This is a genomic window from Terrisporobacter hibernicus (genome assembly GCF_020809405.1).
Lineage (GTDB): Bacteria > Bacillota > Clostridia > Peptostreptococcales > Peptostreptococcaceae > Terrisporobacter > Terrisporobacter petrolearius.
In genome coordinates this window covers 2,649,079-2,666,905 of sequence record NZ_CP081135.1, presented here as the reverse complement: position 1 = coordinate 2,666,905, position 17,827 = coordinate 2,649,079, and the positions used below count along the sequence as shown (strand labels likewise).

Annotated in this window: 20 protein-coding genes and 1 other annotated feature; of the genes, 2 read left to right on the top strand and 18 right to left on the bottom strand. The window is 29.1% G+C overall.

Annotated elements, in window-relative coordinates; all coding sequences use genetic code 11:
• Positions 1-42: 42 nt before the first annotated feature.
• From JW646_RS12970 to nadD, 7 genes are all read right to left on the bottom strand, one after another.
• Positions 43-882, bottom strand: a complete 840-nt coding sequence (locus JW646_RS12970; protein ID WP_228415393.1) for a Cof-type HAD-IIB family hydrolase — start codon at positions 880-882, stop codon at positions 43-45.
• 117 nt (positions 883-999) lie between these two features.
• Positions 1,000-2,265, bottom strand: a complete 1,266-nt coding sequence (locus JW646_RS12965; RefSeq protein ID WP_228415392.1) for a cation:proton antiporter — start codon at positions 2,263-2,265, stop codon at positions 1,000-1,002.
• 110 nt (positions 2,266-2,375) lie between these two features.
• Entirely contained in the window at positions 2,376-2,759 is a 384-nt protein-coding gene (locus JW646_RS12960) for a RidA family protein (protein ID WP_018591515.1), read from the bottom strand.
• Positions 2,760-2,939: 180 nt separating this feature from the next.
• Complete coding sequence (gene leuS / locus JW646_RS12955) at positions 2,940-5,360, bottom strand: leucine--tRNA ligase (RefSeq protein WP_228415391.1); 2,421 nt, start codon at positions 5,358-5,360, stop codon at positions 2,940-2,942.
• 114 nt (positions 5,361-5,474) lie between these two features.
• Positions 5,475-5,671 (bottom strand) — a binding site (T-box leader).
• A 29-nt stretch (positions 5,672-5,700) separates the two neighbouring features.
• A complete protein-coding gene (gene rsfS / locus JW646_RS12950; RefSeq protein WP_026255137.1) occupies positions 5,701-6,051 on the bottom strand; it encodes a ribosome silencing factor in 351 nt (116 codons plus the stop codon).
• Positions 6,052-6,201: 150 nt separating this feature from the next.
• A complete protein-coding gene (gene yqeK / locus JW646_RS12945; protein WP_074914782.1) occupies positions 6,202-6,786 on the bottom strand; it encodes a bis(5'-nucleosyl)-tetraphosphatase (symmetrical) YqeK in 585 nt (194 codons plus the stop codon).
• Complete coding sequence (gene nadD, locus JW646_RS12940; protein WP_139216727.1) at positions 6,787-7,476, bottom strand: nicotinate-nucleotide adenylyltransferase; 690 nt, start codon at positions 7,474-7,476, stop codon at positions 6,787-6,789.
• A 236-nt stretch (positions 7,477-7,712) separates the two neighbouring features.
• Here nadD and recX point away from each other — a divergent pair, with 236 nt between their 5' ends.
• Both recX and JW646_RS12930 read left to right on the top strand, forming a co-directional pair.
• On the top strand, positions 7,713-8,354 hold the full coding sequence (gene recX, locus JW646_RS12935) for a recombination regulator RecX (protein ID WP_074914780.1): 642 nt from the start codon (positions 7,713-7,715) through the stop codon (positions 8,352-8,354).
• Between the two features lie 233 nt (positions 8,355-8,587).
• Positions 8,588-9,508 carry a ribonuclease Z gene (locus tag JW646_RS12930; protein WP_228415390.1) on the top strand — a complete coding sequence of 307 codons (921 nt, stop codon included), beginning with the start codon at positions 8,588-8,590 and terminating at the stop codon, positions 9,506-9,508.
• Between the two features lie 30 nt (positions 9,509-9,538).
• Here the strand turns inward: JW646_RS12930 and JW646_RS12925 are convergent, their stop codons facing one another.
• The 11 genes from JW646_RS12925 to JW646_RS12875 form a co-directional block, all read right to left on the bottom strand.
• Positions 9,539-10,711 (bottom strand): S41 family peptidase, encoded by a 1,173-nt coding sequence (locus JW646_RS12925; RefSeq protein WP_228415389.1) that lies wholly within the window; start codon positions 10,709-10,711, stop codon positions 9,539-9,541.
• Positions 10,712-10,726: 15 nt separating this feature from the next.
• The gene (locus JW646_RS12920; RefSeq protein ID WP_074914774.1) at positions 10,727-10,942 is read right to left on the bottom strand and encodes a helix-turn-helix domain-containing protein; all 216 of its coding nucleotides are present in this window, start codon (positions 10,940-10,942) and stop codon (positions 10,727-10,729) included.
• Between the two features lie 9 nt (positions 10,943-10,951).
• The gene (locus JW646_RS12915) at positions 10,952-11,434 is read right to left on the bottom strand and encodes a DUF2975 domain-containing protein (RefSeq protein WP_228415388.1); all 483 of its coding nucleotides are present in this window, start codon (positions 11,432-11,434) and stop codon (positions 10,952-10,954) included.
• Positions 11,435-11,588: 154 nt separating this feature from the next.
• A complete protein-coding gene (locus JW646_RS12910) occupies positions 11,589-12,653 on the bottom strand; it encodes an ABC transporter substrate-binding protein (protein WP_074914770.1) in 1,065 nt (354 codons plus the stop codon).
• 222 nt (positions 12,654-12,875) lie between these two features.
• Positions 12,876-13,247 carry a YhbY family RNA-binding protein gene (locus JW646_RS12905; RefSeq protein WP_074914769.1) on the bottom strand — a complete coding sequence of 124 codons (372 nt, stop codon included), beginning with the start codon at positions 13,245-13,247 and terminating at the stop codon, positions 12,876-12,878.
• A 25-nt stretch (positions 13,248-13,272) separates the two neighbouring features.
• On the bottom strand, positions 13,273-14,550 hold the full coding sequence (obgE, locus tag JW646_RS12900; RefSeq protein WP_228415387.1) for a GTPase ObgE: 1,278 nt from the start codon (positions 14,548-14,550) through the stop codon (positions 13,273-13,275).
• An 88-nt stretch (positions 14,551-14,638) separates the two neighbouring features.
• Entirely contained in the window at positions 14,639-14,929 is a 291-nt protein-coding gene (gene rpmA, locus JW646_RS12895; protein WP_018591528.1) for a 50S ribosomal protein L27, read from the bottom strand.
• Positions 14,930-14,942: 13 nt separating this feature from the next.
• A complete protein-coding gene (locus JW646_RS12890; protein WP_018591529.1) occupies positions 14,943-15,263 on the bottom strand; it encodes a ribosomal-processing cysteine protease Prp in 321 nt (106 codons plus the stop codon).
• A 15-nt stretch (positions 15,264-15,278) separates the two neighbouring features.
• Positions 15,279-15,593 carry a 50S ribosomal protein L21 gene (rplU, locus tag JW646_RS12885; RefSeq protein ID WP_228415386.1) on the bottom strand — a complete coding sequence of 105 codons (315 nt, stop codon included), beginning with the start codon at positions 15,591-15,593 and terminating at the stop codon, positions 15,279-15,281.
• A gap of 118 nt (positions 15,594-15,711) precedes the next feature.
• Positions 15,712-17,115: an Rne/Rng family ribonuclease gene (locus JW646_RS12880; protein WP_228415385.1), complete on the bottom strand. Its 1,404-nt coding sequence runs from the start codon at positions 17,113-17,115 to the stop codon at positions 15,712-15,714.
• Between the two features lie 11 nt (positions 17,116-17,126).
• On the bottom strand, positions 17,127-17,825 hold the full coding sequence (locus JW646_RS12875) for a TIGR03936 family radical SAM-associated protein (protein ID WP_228415384.1): 699 nt from the start codon (positions 17,823-17,825) through the stop codon (positions 17,127-17,129).
• Positions 17,826-17,827 lie beyond the last annotated feature (2 nt).

Sequence of the window (17,827 nt, the reverse complement as noted above, 5' to 3'; positions counted from 1 at the left end):
CCTATTAATCTACATTTCTTATAATAGTAGCATAATTATTAATTAAGCACTAACAACTTTTTGTAAAATTAAATCATTTATAGCCTTAGCTACCCCACTATCTCCATTTTTATCTGTTACATGATTAGCAATTTTTTTCACATCTTCTTCTGCATTTCCCATTGCCACACCTGTTCCTGCAAATTCAATCATAGATAAATCATTGTAATTGTCTCCAAAAGCCATAATTTGTTCTCTATCTATTTTTAATAAATTAGATAGGTACTCTACAGCATTTCCTTTATGACTGCCTTCACTCATCATCTCTAAATTGCCTTTCCATGAAGATGTAATTTCTATATTATTTACAAATTGTAAATCAGCTCTAACTTTATCTAATAAATCTTCCTTTTCCATTTCCATAACATTAAACTTTAAAACATTACTACTTTTAACATCTTCTCTTAAGTCTTTTTTAAATATTATTTTAGCCTTATCAGAAAAATTTTTTTGAATAAATTCTTTCATAAATCTTTTTTCTTCTTCAGTCTCATACTTTTGAAATATCTTTTCATCTGTATAAACTTGGTATCTAAGATTATATTCGTCTATAATATCCATTATTTTCAAACATATATCTTTATCTATAAACTTAGAATATAGAACTTCATTTGTTATTGGATGTTTAATTATAGATCCATTAGAAGATATTATTGGCATTGTATTGTCTAAAAAAGTAACATGTTCTTTAGCTGAATCATGAAATCTCCCTGTAGCAAAGACAACTTTAATCCCCATTTTTTCTGCTTCTTTTAATGCAATTTTATTTTCCTCTGTAATTTTATGGTCTTCACCTAAAACAGTTCCATCCATATCTGTAACTATCAATTTATAATTTTTCATACTCACTCTACCTCTTTTTATTATTTAGTCACTTTATATTTTATCATATAAATAAATACCCTTAAAACAAAAAAAATATAGCATAAATACAAATAATTTATACTATATTTTTTATTCTTAATTTAATGTTACCTCTTCACTTTCTTCCTCTTCCATTTCTAATAAACCAAGTTTTTTAGCTACAAACTTAGTTGTACTTCCTTGTAATATAAGTGTTATTAATATTGTCATAAAAACAATAGATGATATTATTTCACTTCCAGGCACCTTCATAGCAGTAATTATACCACAAAGGGCTGCTGGTATAACTCCCGTTTCCCTTACCCACATCATAAATATAAGTTGGTTTTTATTCCATTTTGCTTTTCTATCTACTAAAGTACATGCTAGTACACATAAAGGTCTTACTATAAAAATTAAACCTAGAACAGATAGTAACGAAGGTACGAAATATTTAAACAATACATCTAATTGAACTTGACTACCCAATATTATAAATATGCACATTCTACAAATTGTACCTAGAGTTTCTGCCACACTACAATCTGCATCATAGTGTTTTTGGCTAAGCCATAATTTAAAGTTCTGTTTGTTTCCTGTCACCAAACCAACTATAAAACATGACATATATCCACTACCACCTAAATAGGTAGAAAGCTCATATGCTATTATTACGGATAGTATAGATATTATAGGCGTATAATCTTTAAATATCCCCTTAGGACTGTCATTTACTAAGAATAATAAAACTAGTCCTGTAATTAAACCTACTATTATCCCTACTATAACCATAATACAAAGATTGTATATATTTTCCTCTACAGAAAAATGCCCTCCCATAATTATGGATAAAACTGCCACTGTTAATATAGCCCCAGTAGCATCATTTAATGCAGATTCACTAATTACTGTTTGTTTTACTTTTTTATCAATTTTCACTTGGTTAAATATTGGCACAATTGTTGCTGGGTCTGTAGACGCTATTATTGAACCGGCTAAAAGACACGTCATAAAACTAGTTTGAAAATTCAGTCCTATAATTTTTGCCATCAAAAATGATGTTATAACAACACCAAGTGTAGATAAAAGAAATACACTAATTTTTACATCTTTCAGGACTTTTAAACTAACTTCTTTTCCTCCCAAATATAAAATAAATGCTGATCCAAATGTTAATATTAGTTGGTTTTCTAGTTGAAACTGAGTAATATCAATAATTTTTAGAACTGAAGGTCCTAAAAAGATACCAACAATCAAAAACAATACTACATCCGGTATATTTATTAATTCACTACCTTTGCTGCATATTATTCCTGTAATAGCTATGGTTGCAAATAGAATTAATAACTTGTTACATGCTATTGCATGAATGGATGTTTCCATGTCCCCATCTCCTTTTTTCGTGTATGTTATTTTATACCATAATATTAATTATAAATAAAAAATGACCATCTGTGATGGTCATTTGTGTTAAATTTATGTTATAAATTTTACTATTCAACTACTGCTATTATTTCTATTTCAACCTTAACGTCTTTTGGTAATCTAGCAACTTCAACACAAGCTCTAGCTGGTTTATTTTCTCCAAAATATTCAGCATAAACTTCGTTTATTTGAGCGAACTCATTCATATCCTTTATGAATACTGTAGTTTTAACTACATGTGAAAAATCAGCTCCTGCTTCTTTTAATATAGCTTGAAGATTTTTTAATGATTGAGCAGTTTGTGCTTTTACATCTCCTTCAACTATTTCCATTGTTTCTGGAACAAAAGGAACTTGTCCTGATATAAATAATAAGTTTCCAGCCTTAACAGCTTGAGAATATGGTCCTATTGCAGCTGGTGCATTATTAGTATGTATAACTTGATGTTTCATGTTTTTTACCTCCTAAAAAAATATATTGATTAAAAACATTTTCCTCTTTATTATACTACTCATAAAAAGAATTGTACATATGATTTTTTATAATTCTTTTTATTTAATAAACAAAAAAAGGTCTAAGTATTTATTTTTAGACCTTTTTTTTATTTTTACTTTATATATTTAAAGCAGATTCTATTTAACAACTATATTTATTAATTTTTTAGGAACAGCAATAACTTTTACTATGTTTTTTCCTTCTATTGCGGCTTTAACTTTTTCGCTTTCCAAAGCTACTTTTTCCATATCTTCTCTAGCTATATTAGCATCCATAGATACTTTGTCTCTTAATTTACCATTAACTTGAACTATTACTTCTACTTCATCTTGAACTAAAGCTTTTTCGTCGTATTTAGGCCAGTTTATATCAAATACACTACCGTCTTTACCTATTATAGTCCATAATTCTTCCCCAACGTGAGGAGTAAACGGTGCAAGTATAGTTACTATTGTTTCGATACCTTCTCTGATTATTCCATCATTTCTAGTATCTAATTCTTTGTATTTGTACATTTCATTTATTAATTCCATTAATGCGGCTATAGCAGTATTAAATCCGAATTTTTCACTTAAATCAGCAGTAACTTTTTTAAGTGTTGAATGTATTACAAGTCTCATAGCTTTATCTTCTTTAGTTACAGCTTTAACCTCTGCATTTGATTTAGCAACTTCAGCCAATTCATCAACTAATCTGTAAACTCTGTTTAAGAATCTGAAGCATCCTTCAACACCTTGTTCTGACCAGTCTAAGTCTCTTTCTGGTGGAGCTGCGAATAATACAAATAATCTAGCTGTATCTGCTCCATATTTGTTGATTATTTCTATAGGTGATACAGTATTACCTTTAGATTTACTCATTTTACTTCCATCCATTAAAACCATACCTTGAGTAAGTAAGTTTTTGAATGGTTCATCAAAGTCTAACATTCCCATTGATTTGAATGCTTTAACAAAGAATCTAGCGTAAAGTAAATGCATTATAGCATGCTCTACTCCACCTATATATTGATCTACTGGCATCCATTTGTTTACTAATTCTTTACTGAATGGTTCCTCAGTATTTTTAGGATCTATATATCTTAAGAAGTACCAAGATGAATCAACAAATGTATCCATAGTATCAACTTCTCTTCTCGCTTCTTTTCCACAGTGTGGACAAGGAGTTGTTTTGAATGCTTGAGAAGTAGTAAGTGGAGATTCTCCTTTTCCTGTGAATTCAACATCTGTAGGAAGTAATACTGGTAAATCTTTTTTATCTACAGGTACTATTCCACAGTCATCACAGTAAACAACTGGTATTGGGCATCCCCAGTATCTTTGTCTAGATAATAACCAGTCTCTAAGTCTGTAGTTAGTAGTCTTCTTTCCTCTATTATCTTTAGCAAGTTTTTCAACTATACCTTCAAATGCATCTGAAGCGTTCATTCCATTGAATTCTTCTGAGTTTATCATTTTATTGTCTTCATCTATAACAGGTATTATATCTAAACCAAATTTTTCAGCAAACTCTTTATCTCTATCATCATGAGCTGGAACTGCCATTATAGCACCAGTACCATAGTCAGCTAATACATAGTTTGCTATCCAAACTGGTATTTTCTTGTTATTTACTGGGTTTATAACATATTTACCAATAAACATACCTTCTTTTTCTACATCAGAAGCAGTTCTTTCTATTTCTGTCTTAGTGTGCATTTTTGCTATAAAAGCATTAACGTCGGCTTCATATTCAGTTCCTACAACTAATTCTTGAACAAGTTCACTTTCCGGAGCTAAAACCATGAAAGTAACGCCATACGTAGTATCTGGTCTAGTAGTGTATACTGTCATAGATTTGTCAGTTCCGTCTATATCAAATACTAATTCAGCACCATTAGATTTTCCAATCCAGTTTCTTTGCATTGTTTTAACTTTTTCTGGCCATCCATCTAAAGTGTCTAAGTCATTTAGTAATTCCTCAGCAAATGCAGTAGTTTTGAAATACCATTGTTCTAAATCTTTTTTAACAACTACGCTATCACATCTATCGCAAAGACCTCCAACAACTTGCTCATTAGCAAGAACTGTCTCACAAGATGGACACCAATTAACAAAAGATTTTTTCTTATAAGCAAGACCTGCCTCTAAGAATTTCAAGAATATTTCTTGTGTAAATCTATAATATTCTGGAGTAGAAGTAGCTACTTCTCTTTCCCAGTCATAACTTAATCCTAATAATTTTAATTGGCCTTTCATATCTTCTATGTTTGCCATAGTCCATTTATGTGGATGTACTCCATGTTTTATAGCTGCATTTTCAGCTGGTAAACCAAATGAATCCCATCCCATTGGATGAAGTACATTGTATCCTTCCATTTTCTTGAATCTAGCAACTACGTCACCTATAGAGTAGTTTCTAACATGCCCCATATGTATGTTTCCTGATGGGTAAGGGAACATCTCTAAAGCATAATAATTTGGTTTTGAAGAATCTGTTGTGTCAGTTTTATATTGATTATTCTCTGTCCATGTTTTTTGCCATTTGTCTTCAATCTTTTTAAAATTGTAAACGCTCATGATTTACCTCCTAAGTATTCTCTGTAATAATTTCCATAAGTATTATTTTATCCAAATTAAGAAATTCTAAAATTTCTTAATAGTATTAAAAAAATCCCCGTCCTAAACTTTACGTTTAGGGACGAGGATATATTTTCGCGGTACCACCCTAATTAGTTTACAAAAGTAAACTCTCTTAGACAGTTTTTATGCCAACTACGGCCAAATAATTCAATGTTAGCAAGTTCAAAAATAGTTTATGCTGATTCACACCAAATATCAGCTCTCTGAAATAAACAAAGTTTTCTACTACTCTAACTTATTTGATTTCAATCTTTATTTTTCTATAATATTAACATCTTTATGCTAAAGTGTCAACATCCACGTATGGAGCATCTTTCCATAGTTTTTCTAAGTTATAGAATCCTCTATTTTCTTCATCAAATACGTGAACCATTACATCACCATAATCAAGTAATATCCAATTTTGAGTTTCATATCCCTCTTTTGATCTTGGTTCTATTCCGTGCTCTGTTAACGCATCTTGTACATTATCTGCTATTGCTTTAACTTGTCTTGTAGAACCAGCAGTTGCTATAACAAAATAATCACATAGAGAAGATACTTTCCCTATATTTATTATTGATATATCTTGACCTAATTTATCATCAATTGCATCGTAAACAATCTTTGTCATTTGTTCAACAGTCATGTTAGTCATATTCCGTCTCCTTTCAATTTTAAAGCTACCTAGTTATTATATCATAAATATTTGTATTATTACTATTATATATACAAATTTAAAAATTTGCGCCTATTATTATACAATCTGACAATACTATTTTCCATAAATATAATTATTCTAGTTAAAAGTACCTATAATCAACTCTTCTAAGATATAATTTCTAGCTTTTATAGTTCTTGGGTGTATTAACTGGTTGTTATCTATTACAAATTTTATAGTATTATTGAAGGATAAAAGTAATGCTTCTTCTAACTTACCACTATAGGTTAGTTCTCTCAACTCTTCTACTCTTGGAAAGTTTCTATCTTCTTCTATTAAGTCAGCCATATATATTATTTTTTCTAAAAGAGACATATTTTCCTTTCCTGTAGTATGATATTTTATTGCATTTATAATTTCTTCATCCTTAATACTAAATATATCTACTGCTACATAAGAACCTATAACGCTATGAGATAGGGCTATATTGTTTACTTCCAAAGGATCTAGTTCTACATTAAATCTTTTTATGCTATCTTCAATTTGTTCATCTGTAAAATATTTAGCACAATCATGAACAAGTCCAGCAATCTCCGCTTTTTCTTTGTCACACTTATATATTTCACTTAGCTTTACTGCACATTTTGATACATTTAAAGAATGTTTTAATCTTCTTTCAGGTAACATCCCTTTTAGTGTTTTTTCTATTTGTTTTATATCCATTTACTCAACTCCAAAATTGTATAAACCCTTTTCCTTTATATATGATTCCACATTTTCAGGTATTAGGTACCTAACTGACTTCCCTAAATTCAGTTGATCTCTAATATATGTGGATGATATATCTAAAGAAGGTACGTATACATTTATAATTTTTGCATTATATTTATTTTCTAATTTTTCTATATAGTCTTGAGCTCTAAGCAGACTTATACCTGGTCTTGTTGCTGCTACAAATGTGGCTAATTTGAAATTTTCAGCAACATCTTTCCATGCTTCTATATCACATATGGCATCTGCTCCTGTAATAAAAAATAGTTCACAAGTTGGATAAGTCTTTTTTAACTCCCTCAAAGTATCTATAGTATAAGTCTTTCCATCTTTCTTAATTTCCATATCAGAAACTACAAAATTTTCATTTTTTACAGTAGCCAGTACTACCATTTCATAACGATCTTTTTTATCAGTTATATTCCAAAATTTATGAGGAGGATTACCAGAAGGTATGAAAATAACTTTGTCTAAATTATATTTGCCTCTTATAAACTCCACCGTTGCTAGATGAGCATAATGTATAGGGTCAAATGTTCCGCCTAATATTCCTATTCTTAAATTATGAGCACTGTCCCTAAATTTTGCCATCTTATCATTATTTTTCAATATAGATTCAATAACTATATCTTCAATCCTCATTATTATTCTCCTTTTTACTCCCTTTTTTCTATAACAATTAAGTTTATTATATAAAAACCCTTTTTTTAGTATATAATCATAAATATATATTTTTATTAACTAAATTATCTATATTTATACTTTAATTGCAAAAATTTGTTCACTATTAATATATATAATAATTTCAATTATATAACAAGTGATTTTTAACATTTATTTAACTTTAAGCAATAAATTTAATTCAAAGGAGACAAAATATGTCTGTAATAACAAAAATTGAGGTTCAAAAGAAAAACCAAGACAGAGTAAATATTTATGTTGATGAAGAATTTTTCATGGCTATTTATAAAGAGTTAGTATTTACTTTCAACTTAAAAAAAGGTGACAACATAGAAGAAGATCATCTTAGACAAATTTTAAAAGATGAAATGTTTTTAAAAGGCAAAAACAAAGCTTTAAATATTTTATCAAAGGCTAACCAATCTGAGAAGAAAATTAGAGAAAAATTAGTAAGTGATTTTGAAGAAGACGTTATAGACGAAGTTCTTGATTTTTTAAAAAAGTACAATTTTATCAACGATAACGAATTAGCTTCTAAAATTGTTACTACAAATGTTAATCTAAATAAATATGGTAAAAATAAAATAAAACAAAATCTTTATAATAAAGGAATTGAGAAATCAGCCATCGATGAGGCTATATCTGAAATTGATGTAGATGCAGAGTTTGAAAATGCTCTTTATTTGGCTGAAAAAAGATATGCACGAGTAAAAAATGAAGACCCTAAAAAAGCTTATGCTAAAGTTGCAAATCACCTTGCTTATAAGGGCTTTAATTATGATATAATTAAAAGCGTATTAAATAAGATTTTTAAAAGTGATTACAATGATGATTATTAAGATGTAAGTATATATTATACTTTAGGAGGTAATATGAAAACTGCTATAGCCATACTTTGTGTACTATTATCAATTTACAATATTAAACAATTATACAAAGAAGATAGATAAAGAAGAGATTATTTAATAATCTCTTTTTTAAATAAAAGATATTTAATAAAATATTTTGTTAAAACTATAATTATAATTAGTGATTGTTATTTTAAAATAAATTATACATAAGGAGAATTCATATGATAGATTTAGTTTTGCTAGGATGTGGCGGTAACGTGCCCATGCCTAATAGAAACCTTTCTTCTTTATTTATTAATTATAAAGGGAAAAAAATTTTAATAGACTGTGGTGAAGGTACTCAAGTATCTATGAGAATGAAAAATTGTGGTTTCAAAGATGTAGATTTGATTTTAATAACTCATCTCCACGGTGACCATATAATAGGTCTTATTGGTCTTTTGTCCACTATGGGTAATAGCGGTAAAACAGAAGACTTAACTATTGTTGGACCTAAAGGAATTATAGAAACTATGAAGGCTATAAAAGTCCTTGTGGAATATTTGCCTTATAAATTAATAATAATAGAAAACCCAGATAAAAGTTTCACCTTAGAAGATCACCCTACTTTTAAAGACTTGGAAATATTTACACTAGAGCTGGATCACTCCACTGAATGCTTAGGTTATAGCTTGTATTTTAAAAGATCTCCCAAGTTTAACGCAAAAAAGGCAAAATCAAATAATGTTCCTAAACATTTGTGGAGCAGACTACAAAAATGTGATTCTGTTTTTTATGACGGGAAAATGTATACTTCTGATATGGTTTTTGGGGATGAAAGAAAAGGTATTAAAGTTAGCTTTGTAACTGATACACGATTTTTACTTACTATTCCTGACTTTATTAATGATAGTGATTTATTTGTCTGCGAGGCCATGTATGGAGATGATATGGATATCTCTAAAGCTGTAAAAAATAAACATATGACCTTTACAGAAGCTGCTAATCTAGCATCCTTAGGAAAAGTTAAACAACTACTTTTAACTCATTTTAGTCCTTCTTTAGAAGATCCTCATGAATATTTAGAAAATGCCACAAGGATTTTCCCAAATACTATAGTTGGAGAAGATAGATTGTCTTTATCCTTAAATTACGAAGATTAAAAATAGTGCTCAATATAACGAGCACTATTTTTATTTAATATTTTCAAGTTCCAATACCTTATTTATACAAGGGTCTATTTTTTGTATACCATACCTTATAGTATTATTCACTACTATATCTGGTGTAACTTTTTTCTCTTCGTCACATATACCACTTTCTGTCAAATACATTGTAGATGACATTCTAACTATAAGACCACTATTATTTAGTTTGAAAAGCACTGGATCATACACATATCCATCTCCACCAGTTTCAGATCCTATTATAGTAGCAAATTTTTGTTCTTTGCAAAATATAGCAAAGGACTCAGCTCCAGAAAATACATCACTATCTACTAATAAATATATTTTTCCTTTAAAAGGTGATTTTGATTTTCCTTCTACAATTTCTTCATTATATTCAAAATGTGTAAACATATCAGTAGCTTCTTTGGGTGCATTACTTAGCATAGGTAATTCATCAATATCATTAAGTTTTACGTTTCTCGCCTTTGTGTAGCTTCGTATAACATTTGAAGAATTTCTAAATAAACGATATCCCCTACATTTATAATTTTTATCAGAAATATTAGATACTAAGTCTATCCAGTATTGGTCATTCCCCCCCATATTTCCCCTTATATCAATAATAAGAGATTGATAACCTTTTATTTCATTTATATAGGAAGCAATTTTTTTCATATCATCCTCAATACTTCCACTTGCTGAATTCATTTGAGGTATATAAATATATCCCACTTTATCTTCAACTAAGTCTTTAAGTTCTATGTTTTTTCCACTTCCCATTCCATATACATTACTTTTTTCTTTATCATTATATAAGTGGCTTAAATCTTTATGATCAAAAAAATCATACCATTTTAAAGGCTCATAGACATCTTTTAACATATTAAAGTATGAAGAATCCGTTATCACTTCTGTGTGGCCATTATGCAATTCTCTCATTATAGAATTTAACTCATTAGCAAAATCTTCATCAGATGATGTTTTTTCAATTCTCTTTTTAAATTCTTCTTTATTTTCTAGCCAATCCTCTTTGTATAACCTTTTATTAACTTCTAAATAAGGATATCCCTCTTTAACCTCATTATATAATTGTTCAAAATCAGCCACTTTTTCTTCTAAAGTTAAAGTACTAGTCTTTGAACATCCAGCTGTAATTAGACATGTTAATAGAGATATTATTAATATTCTCCACCTCATAAATTTTCCCCCTAATTATTCTTCCTTGTCTTCTATATACTCAAGTATATCTCCTGGCTGACAATCTAAAACTTTACATATTTCGTTTAGAGTTGTAAACCTAACAGCCTTAGCTCTGTTATTTTTGAGTATAGATAAATTGGCATTAGTTATCTCTATTTTTTCAGCCAAATCTTTTAGAGACATTTTCCTCTTTGCCATCATCACGTCTAAGTTAACTATAATAGTCATAATAATCTCCTATACAGTAAATTCATTTTCCTCTTTTATTGTTATAGCTTGATCAAAAGCATCTGCTATAACAAAACATAATAACCCTGATATAAAATACACACATATTCCTGGTGTTATAAAAACTCCTGGAGCCAAATCTACAAATCTCATACCACTTACACCATAAATGGTACCAATAGCATAATGTATAACTAAATTTATAAGTAGTAAATATCCTATCTTCCTAAACTTATATACATTTGATTTCACAAATATGTTAACTCTAGAACTACTTACTATATCTGATAAAAGAGCTACCATTATAAAGTATGTAATCCCTATAATAAATCCTCCTATAGCATTTAATATCTTAGTTCTATCACCAATATTATTAATAATATAAGGAATGCCTAAAATTACCCCTATGATAAGAATTATACCTAATACGAAAAATAATATTATCAATGTAGTACTTAATACCCCTTTTGTTTTCATTGAATTTTTAAACATCTATCATCACTCCTTTTTATAACATAATAATAGCAGATACCATATCGATTTTCAATAATTTAATATTGTATTTTAATATATTCTTATTATAAAAGATTAATATATCAAACTTTTAATTGCACAAAAATAGAGGTAGACTTATCTACCTCTATTTTTATTGTTCATCTGATTTTATTGCAATCCATGCTTTATCATACATTTTTTTAACGTCTAATGGGAAATCTTTGTAAATTTCACATCTATTCATTATTTCTGTAGGCATATATGCATTTGGGTTATTTTTCACATTATCTGGTTGTTCTTCTCTTGCTTCTTTGTTAGGAGTTGTGTATCCTATTTCATCAGCTATTCTAAGAGCACTTTTCTTATCACTTACAAAGTTTATAAATTGTTCAGCACCTTCCACATTTTTAGCATTTTTAGGTATACATAAACTATCAATCCAGAAGTTTGCTCCTTCTTCAGGCACTACATAAACCAAATTAGGATATTCATCTTGTAAGTTTAATCCTTCCCCAGACCATATCATGTTTATATCTGTCTCTCCTGCTGGAATCATTGTTGTTCCGTTATCTACACCATACAATGGTTTAACCAATTTTCTTTGTTCTAATAGTAATTCTTTTGCTTCTTTTATTTCCTTTGGATTAGTTGAATTTAAAGAGTACCCTAATTTCTTTAATGCTACACCTATTGTGTCTCTATATGTATCAAACATAAATATTTTGTCTTTATATTTTTCATTCCATAATATATCCCAACTTTTTACTTCTTCTTTCACCACATCTTTATTATAAATAAGTCCTACTGTTCCAAACATATAAGGTACTGAATATTTATTACCTGGATCTATTTCTAAATCTAGGTATTCTTTGTCCATTTGAGAGATATTAGTTATATTATCTTTATTTATTTGCTGTATAAGCTTTTGGTCTATCATTCTTGGCATTAAAGCATCTGACACTAAAATAACATCATATTTCCCTGCACCACTTTTAACCTTTGAATACATAGCTTCCATATCATCAAAAGTTTCAATATTAACTCTTATGTCGTATTTTCTCTCAAATTCTTTTACTGTTTCATCATCTATGTTTTCGCCGTAGTTAAAAAAGTTTATTTCTTCAGGATAATTATCCTTTTTACTACAACCTATAAAAAATATGCTTACTGTTGTTAAACATACTATTAAGATTAATAATTTAGCTATTTTTTTCATATTTTAATTTCCTTTCATATTTTATGTTTTAATTTATTTATGAGTTATAAATCCAAATATCATTTTACAGTATAACATACTTTATATAAAAATTAAAATTTACCTTTCTCAAATCAATCAATTAGAAATAAAAAAAGCCATTATAAATGACTAGCTTAGTCACTTAATAATAGCTTCTTTTTATATAATTATGACACTTATTTTATCGTAAATTATATATCATTATCTTCTTTGAGATCTTTTAGTTGGTTTTCCTTTTTTAGTCATACCTTCTTCTGCTACTTTTTTAACTGAAGCTTTTTGACCTGGGAATAATATTTTTGGTTCTTCTACATTTTTTCTGTATAATGTAAATTTAAAACCTATAGCTTGAACAAATTCCGCTCTTAATGCTTTACATATAGCATTAGCTGCTTCTTTCGTATCTATACCAGCAGTTTCTAATATAGTTACTTTAACTAATTCTTTTGAATCTAGCATTACATCTAATTGTTCTAAAAAGCCTTCAGTTACACCGTCTTTTCCTATTTGAGTTATAGGCTTAAGAGTATTTGCTAAAGATCTTAAATACGCTCTTTGTCTTCCGTTTAACATATTGTCACCTCTTTTGTATTAAATTTTAGTCATAGAATTCAAATTCTATTTCGTATATCTTAACTGTATCTCCATCTTCAATACCCATTTCTCTAAGTTTGTCAAATACACCTTGACTTTCCATAGATTTTTGGAAGAATTGAATAGATTCCATATCTTCAAAGTTAACAGAGTACATAATTCTTCTAAGTGCCTTACCTGTAACAACATATACTCCATTTTCTATTTCTACTTGTAAAGCTTCTTCTTCTTCAGAGTCTAATCCAGGAACATATAGTTCTTCTTCTGATACAAGTTCTATTTCTTCAGCATCTTTCAACACTTGAGAAACATAAGTTATTACATCATCTATACCTTCTCTTGTTGCTGCAGACATTTTGAATACTTTGTATCCTCTTTCTTCTAAAGTTGTCTTAAACTCTTCATAAACTGATTCATCTTCAAGAATATCTATTTTATTAGCTACTACAACCTGAGGTCTTGTAGCTAGTTTTTCATTGTATAATTTAAGTTCACCGTTTATACTATCAAAGTCTTCTAAAGCATTTCTACCTTCTAGTCCTGAAATATCAACTATATGTATTAATACTTTAGTTCTTTCAACGTGTCTTAAGAAGTCATGGCCAAGACCAATTCCTTCAGCTGCACCTTCTATAAGTCCTGGTATGTCAGCTAAAACAAAGCTATCGCCAAATTTTGTTTGTACCACACCAAGATTCGGTGTTAAAGTTGTGAAGTGATAGTTTGCTATCTTTGGTTTAGCTGCAGTAACAACTGATAAGAATGTAGATTTACCTACGTTAGGAAATCCTAATAGTCCTACATCAGCTATCATTTTAAGCTCTAATATAACCCATTTTTCTTCACCATCAGTTCCTGATTTTGCAAAGTTTGGAGCTTGTCTTACTGCGTTTGCAAAATTGTGGTTTCCTTTTCCGCCTCTACCACCTCTTGCAACAACAGCTTTATCTCCTTCTTTTTTTAAGTCAGCTATTATTTTATTTGTAGCTTCATCTCTGACTATTGTTCCAGCTGGTACCTTTAGCACTAAATCTTCACCATTTTTACCAGCTTGTCTTTTTTTACTTCCATCTCCACCTGGAGTGGCTACGTATTTTCTTTGGTATTTAAAGTCCATTAGTGTTCTTAAGTCGTTATCAACTTCGAATATAACACTAGCGCCTCTTCCTCCGTCTCCACCATCTGGTCCACCTGCAGGAACATATTTTTCTCTTCTAAATGATACTGCACCGTTTCCACCATTTCCAGCTTTGACAAATATCCTTGCCTTATCTATAAACAAAAGTGGCACCTCCTATTGGAATTTGCATTTTATTCAAATTCTCATTATTTAAAAAGAAAAGGAGTGTAAATACACTCCTCTCCCTTTATTATTCAGCAACTTGTACTGGATATATACTTACTTTTTTTCTTTTTTTGTCTTTTCTTTCGAATTTTACAGTACCGTCTATTAATGCGAATAAAGTGTCATCTCCACCTTTACCTACATTAGTTCCTGGATGTATTTTAGTACCTCTTTGTCTTACTATTATACTACCAGCAGTAACTATTTGTCCGTCATATCTTTTTACACCTAATCTTTTAGCTATAGAATCTCTACCGTTTTTAGATGATCCTACCCCTTTTTTAGATGCTAATAATTGTAAGTTCATGTTTAACATTTGGAGTCACCCCCTACTTTTTTAAGATTTTTATATTGTTTCGATAATCCTTTTGGATTGATTTCATTGTTAACTCAAAATGTTCTAGTAATAAATCAGTTTTTTCATTTAAACTTTCTTCGTGAACTAGACATTCAATAAAACCTTCTTGGCCTATTACAGAATCGAATTTTACTTTTGCTAATGTATCTAATGAATTGATAACACCAATAGCATTAGAAGTCACAGCTGAACAAACAATATCTTGTCCTATTGGAGCAAAATCAGCATGTCCTTTTATTGTAAAACCTTTACGTCTAAATTCGTCTGTATAATGATATTTTATCTTTATCATTTTGTTAACCTACTACTAAGCGTTTATTTTTTCAACAACTATCTTAGTGTATGGTTGACGATGACCTTGTTTTCTTCTGTAGTCTTTTTTAGCTTTATACTTGTAAACTACTATTTTCTTAGCTTTTCCTTGCTCTACTACTTTAGCAGTAACAGAAACACCTTCTACAACTGGAGCTCCAACTTTAAGTTCTCCTTCTGCATTAGTACAAGCTAATACTTCGTTTAAAGTTATTTCTTCACCAGCTTGCGCTTCTAACTTTTCAACGAATAATACATCACCTTCAGCAACTTTGTATTGCTTTCCACCTGTTTTAACTATAGCGTACATTAATATACACCTCCTCGGTCTAAGAACTCGCCATCAAGGTATTTCCAAAGGAAAGTTTGAACCTTTTCTGTGCGGCATTACAGTTATAAATAATACTACTTATTGAACAAAATGTCAACTAGCTTACAAAAATAATTTTATATTTTTCATAGGATATATCTTTATTTTCTTCTAACAAAATGTTCATTTCATATTTTTCACTTATTTTATTAATTAGGCCCATGTAATTAACTTTAATTTTACTAAGTGCTATGGGGTTAAATTCAACAATAATATGATTATAGCATGTGTGATGTTTTATTCTATTTATTTCTTTTTCCAAATCATCCATAATATAGTTTATTGATTTTGTTGAAGAATCTCCATTACATGTACTACATTCTTCTAAATAATATTCATTTATTGATTTTTTTTCTCTTCTTCTCGCAACTTCTACTAGTCCTAGTCTTGTAAGTCCTAATACTTCAGATTTTCTTTTATCTTTTTGCATCTCATGATTTAAGATTTTTAGTAAATTTTCCTTATTTTTCTTTTTAATCATATCTATAAAATCAACTATGATTATTCCGCCTATATCTCTAAGTTTTAACTGCCTTGCAATTTCTATACATGCTTCTTCATTAGTCTTATATACTGTATCTTCTCTGCTTGAATTTCCAGTGAATTTTCCTGTATTAACATCTATAACAGTTAAAGCTTCTGTTTTTTCTATAATTAGATAACCACCGCTTTTTAGCCATACTTTTTTGTTCAGAGCTTTGTCTACTTGACTTTGAACTTTATATAAATCAAAAATATCTACATTATCAATTATCTTTAGTTTGTTTAAATAATCTTTATTAATACTTTTTAAAATACTTTTTATCTCTTCATATTTATTATTATCATTTACAACTATTTCGCTAGTGTAGTCATTTACATTGTCTTTTATGTATTTTGTAGATGCATCTAGCTCTTTATATAAAAGCTTAGGCCCTATGCCTAACTTAAATTCTTTGCAAATTAAATCATACTTTTCCTTTAAGTCAGAAAAATCTTTTTCTAATTCTTCTTCACTACATCCATTAGCTTCTGTCCTAATTATAATTCCACAGTCTTTTCCAACAAGTTTTTTTATAATTTTTTTAAGTCTAAATCTTTCTTGTTCATCTTGCAATCTATTAGATATGGTTATCCTATCATTGCTTGGTATATAAACTAAGTAACGACCTGATAAACTAACTTCTAAGTTTAATTTAGGACCTTTTGTACCTACTGCGTCTTTATTAATTTGAACCATAATATCCATTCCAGATTTTATGTCTGAATCCTTCTTAAGAGGAAGATAAGCTAGCTTTTCCATGCCTATATCTACAAAGCAGGCCTCTAGGCCTGCTTTTACATTTTTGACTATTCCTCTATATATGTTAGATACTAATTTATTATTTTCATTTTCATCAATTAATAATTCTACAAGTTTATCATCTTCAACTATGGCAGTTTTCTCTGATGATACTAAAGTTTCAATTATTATTTTTTTCATTATTATCCTCACTATAATGGAGTTACTAATTCTCCATCTACTATCTTATAAAGGTCTCTTCTTATTATTTCAACTTCTTTTGGATCCATCTGTATCCCTAATATTTCAAGTAAGATCGGTACAAATATATTAGTATTTAAGTTAGCTTTAGATCCTGTAGCTATAATAGCTTCAAAAGTAGCTCTACTATCATCTAACGCAACTAAGTCAAAAGTTTTAATCATTGGTCTTATATCAACTTCCACTATTTTACCTTTTTTATTTTTCTTACTTATCATTATTGATTTACTTGTTATAAACTCAAGTACTCTAGTTTTTACAAGCTCTTTGCTTAAAGGAGTTTCTAAATCTATATTAAATAAATATTCTCCATAAACTATTTCTTGTGCAAGAGCTGGAGTTTGTGGAGTTATTTCTTCTGCTTTTATAAACTCCACACCTATTGGTAATTCTTCATTTATTCTTTGTAAAAAGTCTTCAACCGATATATAATCTTCTATTTCTATATCTACATACTCTCCTTGACTTTCTGTTCCTAGTGCTAAAGCATTAGCATAACTCATCTTTGGGTGAGGGTTAAATCCTTGAGAATAAGATAAGTTTATTTCTGCTCTTCTAAATGCCCTTTGTAAAAGTCTTTGTAAGTCAAGATGAGATATAAATATCATATCATTTTCTTTTTTGTATTTAGCTCTAATTAACTTACTCATAA

What these genes read in the sequence shown, in the direction of transcription:
- JW646_RS12970 (WP_228415393.1), bottom strand. Translation starts at nt 882, where the DNA reads ATGAAAAATTATAAATTGATAGTTACAGATATGGATGGAACTGTTTTA.
- JW646_RS12965 (WP_228415392.1), bottom strand. Translation starts at nt 2,265, where the DNA reads ATGGAAACATCCATTCATGCAATAGCATGTAACAAGTTATTAATTCTA.
- JW646_RS12960 (WP_018591515.1), bottom strand. Translation starts at nt 2,759, where the DNA reads ATGAAACATCAAGTTATACATACTAATAATGCACCAGCTGCAATAGGA.
- leuS (WP_228415391.1), bottom strand. Translation starts at nt 5,360, where the DNA reads ATGAGCGTTTACAATTTTAAAAAGATTGAAGACAAATGGCAAAAAACA.
- rsfS (WP_026255137.1), bottom strand. Translation starts at nt 6,051, where the DNA reads ATGACTGTTGAACAAATGACAAAGATTGTTTACGATGCAATTGATGAT.
- yqeK (WP_074914782.1), bottom strand. Translation starts at nt 6,786, where the DNA reads ATGGATATAAAACAAATAGAAAAAACACTAAAAGGGATGTTACCTGAA.
- nadD (WP_139216727.1), bottom strand. Translation starts at nt 7,476, where the DNA reads ATGAGGATTGAAGATATAGTTATTGAATCTATATTGAAAAATAATGAT.
- recX (WP_074914780.1), top strand. Translation starts at nt 7,713, where the DNA reads ATGTCTGTAATAACAAAAATTGAGGTTCAAAAGAAAAACCAAGACAGA.
- JW646_RS12930 (WP_228415390.1), top strand. Translation starts at nt 8,588, where the DNA reads ATGATAGATTTAGTTTTGCTAGGATGTGGCGGTAACGTGCCCATGCCT.
- JW646_RS12925 (WP_228415389.1), bottom strand. Translation starts at nt 10,711, where the DNA reads ATGAGGTGGAGAATATTAATAATATCTCTATTAACATGTCTAATTACA.
- JW646_RS12920 (WP_074914774.1), bottom strand. Translation starts at nt 10,942, where the DNA reads ATGACTATTATAGTTAACTTAGACGTGATGATGGCAAAGAGGAAAATG.
- JW646_RS12915 (WP_228415388.1), bottom strand. Translation starts at nt 11,434, where the DNA reads ATGTTTAAAAATTCAATGAAAACAAAAGGGGTATTAAGTACTACATTG.
- JW646_RS12910 (WP_074914770.1), bottom strand. Translation starts at nt 12,653, where the DNA reads ATGAAAAAAATAGCTAAATTATTAATCTTAATAGTATGTTTAACAACA.
- JW646_RS12905 (WP_074914769.1), bottom strand. Translation starts at nt 13,247, where the DNA reads ATGTTAAACGGAAGACAAAGAGCGTATTTAAGATCTTTAGCAAATACT.
- rpmA (WP_018591528.1), bottom strand. Translation starts at nt 14,929, where the DNA reads ATGTTAAACATGAACTTACAATTATTAGCATCTAAAAAAGGGGTAGGA.
- JW646_RS12890 (WP_018591529.1), bottom strand. Translation starts at nt 15,263, where the DNA reads ATGATAAAGATAAAATATCATTATACAGACGAATTTAGACGTAAAGGT.
- rplU (WP_228415386.1), bottom strand. Translation starts at nt 15,593, where the DNA reads ATGTACGCTATAGTTAAAACAGGTGGAAAGCAATACAAAGTTGCTGAA.
- JW646_RS12880 (WP_228415385.1), bottom strand. Translation starts at nt 17,115, where the DNA reads ATGAAAAAAATAATAATTGAAACTTTAGTATCATCAGAGAAAACTGCC.
- JW646_RS12875 (WP_228415384.1), bottom strand. Translation starts at nt 17,825, where the DNA reads ATGAGTAAGTTAATTAGAGCTAAATACAAAAAAGAAAATGATATGATA.